A 10,561-nucleotide genomic window follows, 5' to 3' on the forward strand; every position below is an offset into this window, starting at 1 on the left:
TCCCGACCTCCCCCCACCCGAGCGGCCGATGACGGTTGAAGCGTGTCTTCACCGGTGGCCCAGCAGCGCTTTCACGACCGAATTGATCAACGGAGTCCTGCTCTTCACCGGCGACTTCGACGAGCGTGACATCGCCACGGTCACGCTGACCTATCCGGGCCGCCGGGCGCTCCTCAACACCGACGGCAACATTGAGGTGCATCCGGCGGGTACCGGCCGCCCCGCATCACTTCTCGACCAGTAGGGCCTCACAACGGCCCCACGCAGCTCAACAACCCTCAGCCGGCGGGCACGGAGCAGGCGCGCCGCGGGTCCACAGCAGCGCGCGCCCCGCCAACTCTCCAGGTCGGTGTCAGGACACAGGGATGACGGTAACCGTGGTGGCCAGGCAGTTTGCCGCCGGCTCCTCGAGCGCCGTCCGTTCCCCAGTATCGGCGGCCAGCCCGCAACGGAGCTTGGTGGCGGTCCAGTCCGCCAGATACGCGCAGCGGGCCGATGCGAGGGGCGGGAGCCATTCGGCCGGGTCCTTGTCGGACTGCGCCGGGTGAGTGCAGGACGGACAGGGCGAGGCGGTTCTCAGCTACCGCGTCGTGATGTGTACGTGTCTCCGTTATCGTCCCCAGGAACGCCGTCGTCGGGCTGCCGCTGCCCTGTCCCACGGCGCGGGTCGCGGTATTCCAACTCGCGCCGCGACCCACTGCTCCACCTCCGCGGAGCCGCTCTAGTATCAAGCCCGTTCACACTCCGCCCCCTACGAGTGCACGCAGAACCACTGCGTTGGGGGTCACGAGCAGCATTCGCTCGCATTGCTCCCCTCGCGCTGTCACCTGCCCCGCAGTGTCCGGTCGCTGCTCCCGTGCGGTGTCGAGGTAGGCAACGTTGTTCCATCTGACGCAGTCCGTCCCGCCGGGGGCCGGGCTGCTGCCAAGTACTCCCTTCGCACCGGAGCTTCACGGCGCCCCAAAAATGCGGTGGCCGCGTGTATCGCCGCCACGACGTCCGTAGTGCTGGTCATCGTGCAAAGCGTGTGGGCGCGGTCCTCGCGGGAGCGAGCGGTCTCGGTTGACGAGCGTCGTTCATCCTCCAGGACCGCTTCGGCATACCGGGCCAACGCCTGGCGCAGATCGATCGCCATGGAAAGCAGCATCTTCATCTCCTCACACATATCCGGCACGCCGGATCCCTGACTTCCTTGCCGGACCGCTTGTCCAGCGCTCAGCGGTACGTAACGGGACTTTGGTCTCCTTCTGGCTGTTGCCGCGCGTTGACAGCGATGAGCCGGCGACCCCTGTCGCCAAGAGACCTTCGCCCAACCGATCTACGCAGCAGGGCAGCGCACGCAGCGCTCACGGCATAGCCGAGGCGAAACGGCCGCCTTGTGACGTGGCCTTCGACGACACCCCACCGCCAGGTCAGGGTGAGTCCGGCGGTGACGGTGTCGAAGGACGCGGCGGAGGAACCCGGCGAAGCCGCTCGTGGGTGGGGTGGGGGCGCAACCTGCTTGGCCTGGCGTCGAAAACGATGAGGAGAGGCACGCCAGCAAAGCGAACAGCCGCCGACGCGGGCGCTGCCACCCGCGAGCGCGGCGGGACGACAGCGGTGGGGCCCCTCCCCTTTTCCGAACGGGCGCGGCGCCCTGCTGTCCGACCCCGCGGGCGCGGTTTTTGGCATCTGGGAGGGTGAAATCCTCACGAGCTGGCGAAGCGCAGCGCATTTCTGCTGCCAGTGAGTAGATCGCGGGCCGGTTCGTCGGAGTACTTCGGCACGGTGCACCGCCTCCGAACGTGAGGGGCGGTCCTTCTGTTCATCCCTCGACACCCGTGGAAGTGTGCGGGGCCCCGACGGGCTTGGACTCGGGGGAACCACGCTGGCGCAGGTAAACGGAGAAGATGGCCATGGAGGCGACAGCCAAAAGTTCTGACTGCCAGTTCTGCAGGCTGCGGCTCCAAAAATCAGCGGAGGCGATGTACTGCGTCCAGCTAATGGGGGCTTGGAGCTGTCTCAGCTGCTGCTCGTTGTAGGCGGCAGTGCCGGTAATCGACTGGGCCAGCCAGGACAGAACGAAGAGTGAGGCCATTACCAAGCCCAGCGAGCGGGAGAACACCGCCTGGCGCGCCCCGCCCACCCCTGCCCAGCGTGGCGAGTCAGCTCCGGCATGAGGTCCTACACGCTGGTCCTGATCCGATTCCAGACCGGCTTTGTGCATCTCCTTTGACTCCGGTGAACCCCGCTGGAGAAGCCAGACAGTGGCGAAGATGTACAAGAAGAACTGCAGGTACTCCGACTGCCAGTTCTCCGTCACGTCCACCGCGAAGTCGGAGGACGCGAGGTAGGCGAGGAAGCCGATTTGCGCGAGCCCCTCGGTGGTGAGCTGATTGTTGAACTCCGCCCACCCCGCGATCGCCTGTCCCGCGAGTGCGAGCAGGAACGCGATGCCGAAGCCCAGGCTGAGGCCGTTGTCCCGGACGAAGCGGTGTACGCGTGACTCCCCAGGGGCGGTGTCGGCCTTGGAACGGCTCGGTACGTCGCGCGGGGCCGGCGGCTGGGCAGCTGTCATCGCTGCATCAACCCCACCGCGATGAAGTAGGCCAGGCCGCCCACCACCATGGTCAAGCAGAGCGTGAACATGAGGCGCATGCGTCAGTCTCCCTTGACCGCACACTGATAGGGACGGCCGGGGCGAGGCTCGCAACCGGCAGCGACGATCTTCCAGCCGTCCGGGAACAGCGACAGGAACAGCGTGTCCGACGCCAACACGGCCCGGGCCTGGCGGCCGTAGACGTCCACACCGCGGACCAGGCCCCCAGCCGGGAGCTCTTGCGCGCTGATGGCATCGGCGCACGCCTTCTTCTCCGACTCCTCCACCTCGCCCCGCGTTTCCGGTGCCAGGGCCGCACACATCGCTGCCCCATCGCCCTCAGCCCGCGCCCGTTCGAAGGCTGCGGCTGCGGCAGAGGCACCAGCATCGCGCTCTCCGAGGCCGCCGCAGGACGCTACACCAGGCAGGAGCACGCACAGGGGGATGAGAAACCGTGTGAGGCGCCGATGTGGTCCGCTCACTCTGGCTCCCCGTTCTACGCGTACATGTCCGGTTCACATCGTGGGCGCCGCGTACCCGAAACCGCCGCCCGACACGCCTCGTCTCCCGGCCTGTGACAGTTGGGACCCGTGCCGCACCGAACTTTCGCGACTCACCGGTAGTCGTGACTCGTGACCGAAGCAACGCGGATGGGGGTCGCTCCATCCGCTGCTGGCCCGGGGCGAGGCCGCTCCCCAACCCATCGCTGCACACCTGTCGATACTGGCGCCGCTGTATTTGGAGCAGTCCTCAGGCAGTTGGCGGGGTTCTTCCAGAGCCGCACGGCGCCGGGTGTACGACCAGCCGGTCGTATCCGTTCCAGCGTGAACCAGGTCGAAGGCGACGCAGTGTGCCGGCCACGCGCGCGCTGCCTCGGCCGCCGCTCTGCCGCGCCGGGCGAGCCTCTGCTGCAGCCGCTCGAACGCCAGTCGGTCTTCCTCCCACACCACCAGCTCGCCGTCGAGCCCCGTGTCTGGTGGCAGTTGCGCGAGGGCAGCCGGCGGATTTCGGGAAACGCGGCCGTCATGTCCGTTCCGCGTCGAGAGCGCGGTAGCACTCTTCCGTCCGTGTGCACGGCAAGTTGAGCGCGGGATCCGTCCATTTCGGCTCTGCGGTCCAACCGGATGGGAGGGCCGGATCGGGCACAGCGGCGGCGGGCATGGGGTCGGGCAGCATCCAGGACATGACCAACGTCTTCCACCGTCAGGACGCAATGGCGGACAGGTAGCCTGATCAGCCGCCTTCTCATGACCCTGTCACAGGCCCACGTCCCGGACGTTGACGGGCGCCCCTCCCACTGCGGGGGTGCTGTGGTGGCGATGATCGCGCCATCGGGGCGGTCCGGGATGGGCTGGGCGGCGTACCCGGTGTGGGCGCCGGCCCAGGTCTCCTGCTGGGCCACTGCGAGCGCGGCGGGCAGGTCCAGGCGGTGACGCGAGGCAGTGCAGCGAGGCGTTCGGCGGTTCCGGGGGGCGCGCGGTCTGCTTCGATCAGTACGCAGGTGGGGGCGTACAGGTACCAGCCCGCCTCGGCGTGAGCCCGGTCAAACAGCCGGGAGGCCAGCACGTTGCCGGTGCCGGCCGCGGGCATCGCTGTCTCGTCCAGGATGATGTGCGTCTCGCTCACCGGCTGGTCGCCCTGGCCAGACGCCGCTCGAGCTCGGCATCCGGTCCTGCTGTTCGGCTGCGCTGGGGGCGTATCCGGTCCACTCCTGTGCGAGGTCCCCCAACCGCAGGAGGCGTCCACCCCAGTCAGTGGCTGGCGGCTCTCCCACCAGTCTCCCATGGCGTTCATGTCCTATGCGGACGGTGAGGCGAGCTGGCGCGGTTCCGGCTTAAGCTTCGCTGGTGGCAGACATCCCTGATGCGCTGGTCAGGCTGGAACGTTCCGCCGAGGAGGAGCGGGCCAAGCTCGCGGGCCTCGACGGCGACGGGTACAACGCACAGTGGGGCGAGTGGCACAAGGCGACAGCCAAGTTTCAGGCCGCCGTCACGGCGCATGCCGAGGTGACGGGGCTTGCGAGGCGTGAGGTCGAGATGGCCGCGAGGATGGCTGTCTGGCGCGCCGAGGAGGACCCCGCCGAGTAGGGGGTCAACCTGCACACCTGCGTGCATGGCTGCCTTTCGGCGTGGTTGGCCATGCGGCGGAGCCCGGCGCGGGCAGCGTCGTGTCGCAGTGGGTCACGGGCTCTAGCCGGGTACCTTCGAATGGGCAACAAGATCGGCAACTAGTCCGTAGTGGTCGCTGGCCTGCACGCCGTCCACCGGTTCAACGAGGAATCGCTCGCATCGCGCGACCTGCAGTTGCGGGCCGTGCAGATCACACCGCGCCAGGATGTAGTCGATACGGCGACCCGGCTCCAGGGGCATGTCCCCCTGGCGCACCAAGGGGTTGCGCGGGCTCATGGTGAGCCCGGGGTCATGGGGGCGCGCGGCCTCCCAGGCGTCTTGATAGCAGACGCTCATGCCTTCCAGAGACTGCAAGCCCCGCCAAAATCGCATACTCGCCGAGTCCGGTCGGGCATCGAAGTCCCCGAAGAGCACCGCGTGTTGCACGGCTCCTTCAGAGAGGATTTTCTCTGCGATCCGCGCGGAGGCCACCGCCTGCAGCTCACGCTCCCGTTCAAAGGGGTAGGGCCAGCTCGGCTTGTGGTGGATGAGGAGCACGCCGCCCAACGGCTCGGGGTAGGCAACCTGGGCAGCGACCACCCCGCACCAGGGAGTGCGCGAGGCCCGTGGGGAGACTTGAAGGACGTCGGCGTGCACCGTCCCGACGGGACGGCGCACTGCCAGGACAGCCCCCACGCCTTCATCGGACCAACTCGGGTGCGGCACGAGGTTCCAGCCGTCGTCGGCCAGCCAGTCCAGGTCCTCGCCTACCACCTCCTGGAGGGCCAGCACATCGGGTGCCTCTGCCAGGACAGCACGGGTCAACACGTCGCGCCGTAGCGAACCGTCGGCGAAACGCGGTTCAAGTACGTTCATGGTCAGTACGCGCACTCGCCTCATACAGCTCCCTTCTCCACACCGCACCCCTGCGGCCCGAGCATCACAGCGGCACCAGCGCCCTACACCGCGGCGCCGTCCCGGCGGCAGTCGCCGCATCTGCACTTCGGCGTGGCTCGGCTACGCGGCGTCCTGGAGGGCTTCCTTGCGCAGTTGTTCGCAGCATCTCCTGATGAGCCGTGAGACGTGCATCTGTGAGATGCCGAGTTGTTCGGCGATGCGGCTTTGCGTCATGTCGTCGAAGAACCGCATGTAGAGGATGGCCCGCTCGCGCTCGGGCAGCGCCCGCAGGCAGGGCTTGACAGCCTCGCGGTCGATGGCGATGTCCAGCGCGGGCTCCGGGGAGCCCAGCGTGTCAACGAGCGAGCCGCCGTCCTCGGCGCCGGGCTGGCCGGTGTCCAGGGAGAGCGTCTTGAAGCTGTTGAGGGCCGTAAGTCCCCTGCGTGCCTCGTCCTCAGTCATCCCTGCCCGGTCGGCGATCTCTTGAAGGGTCGGGGCAGGTCCCGCACCCGTCCCGGCCAGCTCCTGCTCGGCCACACGCACACGGTTGCGCAGCACCTGGACGCTGCGCGGCACATGCAGGGCCCACATGTGGTCGCGGAAGTGACGCTTGATCTCGCCGTTGATCGTGGGGATCGCATAGCCCTCGAAAGGGCAGCCGCGATCGGGGTCATAGCGGTTGACGGCCTTGACCAGACCCAACGCCGCAACCTGAGCCAAATCCTCGTAGGACTCACCGCGGTTGCGGAAGCGGGCGGCCAGCCGTTCGGCCATGGGCAGCCACGCCGAGACAAGCTCTTGGCGCAGCGCGTCCCGCTCGGGGCCATGAGGCAGGGCGCACAGTCTGCGGAAGTCCGCCGCGGTGTCCGGGGCATCGTGGTGATCGTGGCGTTTGCTTCGCGTTGCCACTGCGGTGGTGGGCATGAGATCGCCAACTCCCTGCACAGAGGTGCCATGGATCACCGTGGGAGTGCGCGCCGCGCCTGAGCACCACCGGTGTCAACCGCATGCGGCCTCCACGGGCGTGCCTTCTGTCCAAAGCACTGAGAGTTCGCCTGCCCTTGCAAGAGGCGAGCAAACACACCCCTATTCTCCCCCACCGGCGCCATTCCGCCCAGCCGCGGTGCCTACGGCCGCTCGCTACGACAATGGCGGCCTCTGAGGCAGCCCTGCGGCATGGCGTGAATCGGCCGAGGGTAGCCACTCTGTGTGCTCTCCTGGGCGCCGCGTGCTCCCGCAACGCGGCGCCCAGGGACGAGGCGAGGCGACTGCCGGCGGGGAGCGGCGGTGGTCGCGCTCGCTCCGGTCCGCGGGGACCCTTGCACGGGGTCTGGATGCAAGGACCGCCCTCCGGCACGGGGTCCAGGCCCGGGCCGCCAGTGTCCCGCCCCGGCCAAGAATCGCGCTACCGGTTCGACAGAATGACGCTGGCAACGCGCCCCGCAGGCAGCTCAGCGCCGCCCACGATCAGGAGAACCGCAGCGTCCTCCCATGGGTGTCCGCTCTCGGGCGGGCTCAGGATCGGACCGAGCGGGGCCTCAGCGCACCGTCCCCCTTGACTCGTGATCACTACTGGAGTAAGGCCCTAGGTCGCCGGAGGGGCGGTCGTGCAATGTACTCCGAAGGCGCGCGTATGAACCTCGCGCATCCGTCGGTATCATCAGCGGTCTCTTGCCGGATCATTGGCCCGGCACCACCGGGAGCGGTCCGGGCGCCAGATCTGGGTACCGGTCCTGGATGAGGTTGCCGCGGCGAGTCTGCGCCAGCGCAGGGCCCGGGCGCCGGGCAGGGCGTGAAGACGATCGCGCGAAAACCATCCCACTTGGGCTGGGAAATCAGATCCCCGGGGGGCGCGCGCCGGGGGGAGTCGGGCTGTCGCGGTCCTGGGCCAGCATCGGCTCCAGCGGCGGGCTGATTTCATCGGGTCATATGAGAGCCATCGCTCCGGTGTGAACGGGAGCCAGGATTGGCCCGTTCGGGGCGGTGGTGTACTCGGCCGTGGGCGGGGGTCTTCGGTGAGTTCGGGAGCCACTCCGGCGAGATCAGGAGCCACTGATCGGGTGGCTGAGGGGTCTGGTGCGGAGTGTTCGATGATGCCGCGGCGGGTGCATCGGTAGCGTGTGACTGTCGGCCCTGGGGCTGCCTCCCAATAGGCCAGTGTGCGAGGGGCCGCTGTGCCGTCCGGCGTGATGGTCGAAGTGCGGAGACGGTCCTGCGGTGTGGTGTGCGAGCTTGCCGACCAGCGCCGGTCTGCGCGCCGTTGCTGCGGGGCGGCTTCTGGTGTGCTGTGATCGGGTTCGCTTGTATCCGGCAGTAAGGAGAGGGCGACCGTGTCGCAGGAATCACCTCGTCCCACAGGACGTGCGGTCCGTCAAAACGTCACCTTCGCGAGCGGGGACGTCACTGCCCATGGGTACCTGGCCGTTCCCCGGGAGGGGCGGGGGCCGGGAGCGGTGGTCATCCAGGAGTGGTGGGGGCTGGACGATCACATGGCGGACGTCACCGACCGCCTGGCCGCCGAGGGGTTCACGGCGCTCGCGCCCGACCTGTACGGCGGCAACGTCGCCCACGACGCCGACGAGGCAGTGCGGATGATGCGCGCGCTCCCGGTGGAGCGGGGTGTCGACCTGCTGTCGGGCAGCGTCGACTACCTCCTGTCCCGTCCCGAGACCACCTCGCAGACGGTCGGCGCGGTCGGCTTCTGCATGGGCGGCGGCTTCGTCCTGCGCCTCGCCGCCCAGGACCCGCGCGTCTGCGCCGCAGTCCCCTTCTACGGAGTCCTCGACACGCTTCCCGACTTCACCCGCCTGCGCGCCCAGATCCTGGGCCACTACGGCACCGAGGACCGCACCGTGCCGCCTGCGTCCCTCGACGCCCTGAAAGACGCGATCCGGGGCTCCGGCATCGAGCCGGACCTGCGGCTCTACCCCGCCGGGCACGCCTTCTTCAACGAAACTCGCCCCTCCTATCACCAGGCTTCAGCAGCAACGGCCTGGACGGAGACCGTGGAGTTCCTCCGCCGGCACGTCAGGTAACCGCACGGGGATGTGACGGCCTGCCGCGGTGTGCCGACGGACAGTGACCGCGGGCACCACCGATGCCTCAGGCCCTCGCACAGCATCGCGTCGATCCAGTCTTTCGCCGGATCCCGCACGTGAACGCTGTACTTCGGGTCCCTCGGGGAAAACGTCAGGGGTTTAGCTGGGCGTCACTTCGTGTCTGTGCAGAGGGAGTCCTGCGTGGACTGGAAGCGGTAGGAGTCGGTGCCGGTTTGGATCAGCGTGCAGCGGAAGGTGATCCGGTCGGCGATGGCCGCGCAGAAGCGGACGTCACCGAAGGTCTTGTCCTACTCGGTGAACGGCGAGTTGGTGGCGACCGCGGTGGCCTTGCGCTCCTCCCGCTCGGTGAAGATCTGGAACAGCAGTTTCGCGCCCTTGCGGTCCAGGTTGAGATAGCCGAATTCATCCAGGCATAGAAGATCGAACTTGCTGTAGCGGGCGATAGGCGGGGAAAGGCGACGGGCCGCGTCGGCCTCGGCGAGCTCGTTCACCAGCGCGCTGATGGTGGTGCAGCGGACGGACAGGCCGACTTCGGCGATGGCGGTGCCGATCAGCAGACGGGACTTGCCGGTGCCGCCGATCAGCACCAGCGGCCGGCCCTCGCGCACCCAGGTCGGGGACTTCAGGTCCGCCACGACCTCGGGAGTGACGTTGGGGTTCTTCGCGAAGTCGAAGTCCTCCGTGCTCGGCAGCCAGACGCTCCATGATCCGCGGGACCGTGTGCTTCTGCTTCCGTGGCGCGTCCAAGTCCTCGCGCAGCATCGCGTCGATGAAGCCCTTCACCGGCTCCAGCACACTCGTCCGCGGCGGTGGCGACTTCCGCCTCGGAGGCACTCCGGCGACTCCAACGCCTTCTTCACCGTGTTCCGCGAGACCTTGAACCGTACGGCGAGCTCCCGCCCCGACAACCCCTGTTCCCGCCGAGCCCGCCGGATCCTCTCGAACAGCCACTCACGTGACCTGTTCACCATCGGTCTCCCTGACCTGAACTGTGATCAACAGGCACAGCGTGACGGCCGAACGGCGCAGCCACCCACGATTACTCCAAAAGCGGCATGTGCCACACCATCACACCAACTGGCTCCCGAACTCACCGGAGAATCACCGGCTCCCCAACAGCTCGGAGTTGTGGCTCTACTTAGAGGGCATCTGATCACCATTCAGGGCGTTACATTCGGCATGTCCGTTTCGATTCGCCAGGTTGGTGTGGATTCTCCCGTCAATTCGCGGGCCATTTTGTTAGCCATGGCCCAGTGGATCATCGTGCGGGATCTCTGCGGCAGCGCTTCGTAGTCCCGCGCCAGGCGGCGATGCTGCATCAGCCAGCCGAAGGTCCGCTCAATCACCCACCGCTTCGGGAGTGGTTCGAAGCCTTTGGCCCGCGTCCGCTGTATGACCTCGACGTCGATGCCGTGTCTGGCGCCGTGGTTGAAGATGCTGCTCTGGTAGCCGCCGTCGGCCCAGACTTTGGACACGCGGGGGTGGGCTGCGGCCAGCTCGTCGAGGAGGAGTTTGCCGCCGACGGTGTCGTGCACGTTTGCGGCGGTGACCAGGACGGCCAATACGAGTCCCAGGGTGTCGGTGATGATGTGCCGCTTGCGGCCTTTGATCTTCTTGCCGGCGTCGATCCCCTGGCTGGCTTCGGCAACGTTTGTCGAGGTCTTCACGCTCTGTGCGTCGATCACGGCCGCGGTCGGCTGGGGGTTGCGGCCGTGGGATTGCCGGGTCTTGTCGCGGAGCAGGTCGTGGACTTGCTGCGTGGTGCCGTCGGCTTCCCACTTGGCGTAGTAGTCGTAGACGGTCTTGTAGGGCGGCAAATCGTGGGGCAGGTACTCCCATGGAATGCCGGTGCGGTTGACGTAGAGGATGGCGTTGACGATCTCCCGCAGGTCGTGCACCCGGGCGGCCGTGCCCGGCCC

10 protein-coding genes and 2 pseudogenes are annotated in these 10,561 nt (G+C 67.8%); 3 read left to right on the top strand and 9 right to left on the bottom strand.

Annotated features, from left to right (window positions below; all coding sequences use genetic code 11):
• Positions 1-244: hypothetical protein (locus AC5P1C_RS43050; protein ID WP_493871473.1), on the top strand; the 244-nt coding region annotated here is incomplete at its 5' end.
• Positions 245-823: 579 nt separating this feature from the next.
• Here AC5P1C_RS43050 and AC5P1C_RS43055 read toward each other — a convergent pair.
• From AC5P1C_RS43055 to AC5P1C_RS43075, 5 genes and pseudogenes are all read right to left on the bottom strand, one after another.
• Positions 824-1,165 (bottom strand): DUF5133 domain-containing protein, encoded by a 342-nt coding sequence (locus AC5P1C_RS43055; protein WP_493871482.1) that lies wholly within the window; start codon positions 1,163-1,165, stop codon positions 824-826.
• A 639-nt stretch (positions 1,166-1,804) separates the two neighbouring features.
• Positions 1,805-2,557, bottom strand: coding sequence for a DUF6766 family protein (locus AC5P1C_RS43060; protein WP_493871474.1), 753 nt, complete (start codon positions 2,555-2,557; stop codon positions 1,805-1,807).
• A gap of 83 nt (positions 2,558-2,640) precedes the next feature.
• On the bottom strand, positions 2,641-2,901 hold the full coding sequence (locus tag AC5P1C_RS43065; RefSeq protein WP_493871475.1) for a hypothetical protein: 261 nt from the start codon (positions 2,899-2,901) through the stop codon (positions 2,641-2,643).
• Between the two features lie 192 nt (positions 2,902-3,093).
• Positions 3,094-3,528, bottom strand: a complete 435-nt coding sequence (locus AC5P1C_RS43070) for a hypothetical protein (protein ID WP_493871476.1) — start codon at positions 3,526-3,528, stop codon at positions 3,094-3,096.
• 332 nt (positions 3,529-3,860) lie between these two features.
• Positions 3,861-4,168 (bottom strand): annotated as a pseudogene (locus tag AC5P1C_RS43075) (hypothetical protein); the annotation flags it as partial.
• A 257-nt stretch (positions 4,169-4,425) separates the two neighbouring features.
• Between AC5P1C_RS43075 and AC5P1C_RS43080 the strand changes: the two are divergent.
• Positions 4,426-4,665, top strand: a complete 240-nt coding sequence (locus tag AC5P1C_RS43080; RefSeq protein WP_493871477.1) for a hypothetical protein — start codon at positions 4,426-4,428, stop codon at positions 4,663-4,665.
• A gap of 102 nt (positions 4,666-4,767) precedes the next feature.
• Here AC5P1C_RS43080 and AC5P1C_RS43085 read toward each other — a convergent pair whose 3' ends face one another.
• Entirely contained in the window at positions 4,768-5,577 is an 810-nt protein-coding gene (locus AC5P1C_RS43085; protein ID WP_493871478.1) for an endonuclease/exonuclease/phosphatase family protein, read from the bottom strand.
• A 126-nt stretch (positions 5,578-5,703) separates the two neighbouring features.
• Complete coding sequence (locus AC5P1C_RS43090) at positions 5,704-6,507, bottom strand: SigB/SigF/SigG family RNA polymerase sigma factor (protein WP_493871479.1); 804 nt, start codon at positions 6,505-6,507, stop codon at positions 5,704-5,706.
• Positions 6,508-7,913: 1,406 nt separating this feature from the next.
• On the opposite strand from AC5P1C_RS43090, the gene AC5P1C_RS43095 reads away from it, so the two are divergent.
• Positions 7,914-8,618: a dienelactone hydrolase family protein gene (locus tag AC5P1C_RS43095; protein ID WP_493871480.1), complete on the top strand. Its 705-nt coding sequence runs from the start codon at positions 7,914-7,916 to the stop codon at positions 8,616-8,618.
• Positions 8,619-8,791: 173 nt separating this feature from the next.
• Here AC5P1C_RS43095 and AC5P1C_RS43100 read toward each other — a convergent pair.
• Both AC5P1C_RS43100 and AC5P1C_RS43105 read right to left on the bottom strand, forming a co-directional pair.
• A pseudogene (locus tag AC5P1C_RS43100) lies at positions 8,792-9,334 on the bottom strand (ATP-binding protein).
• A 468-nt stretch (positions 9,335-9,802) separates the two neighbouring features.
• Positions 9,803-10,561: IS5 family transposase (locus AC5P1C_RS43105; protein ID WP_493871481.1), on the bottom strand; the 759-nt coding region annotated here is incomplete at its 5' end.

The sequence above is a fragment of the Streptomyces sp. A18 genome (assembly GCF_059026065.1).

Excerpts from the sequence above, each read along its gene's own strand:
- AC5P1C_RS43060 (WP_493871474.1), bottom strand. The coding sequence starts at position 2,557 with ATGACAGCTGCCCAGCCGCCGGCCCCGCGCGACGTACCGAGCCGTTCC.
- AC5P1C_RS43055 (WP_493871482.1), bottom strand. The coding sequence starts at position 1,165 with ATGTGTGAGGAGATGAAGATGCTGCTTTCCATGGCGATCGATCTGCGC.
- AC5P1C_RS43090 (WP_493871479.1), bottom strand. The coding sequence starts at position 6,507 with ATGCCCACCACCGCAGTGGCAACGCGAAGCAAACGCCACGATCACCAC.
- AC5P1C_RS43065 (WP_493871475.1), bottom strand. The coding sequence starts at position 2,901 with ATGTGTGCGGCCCTGGCACCGGAAACGCGGGGCGAGGTGGAGGAGTCG.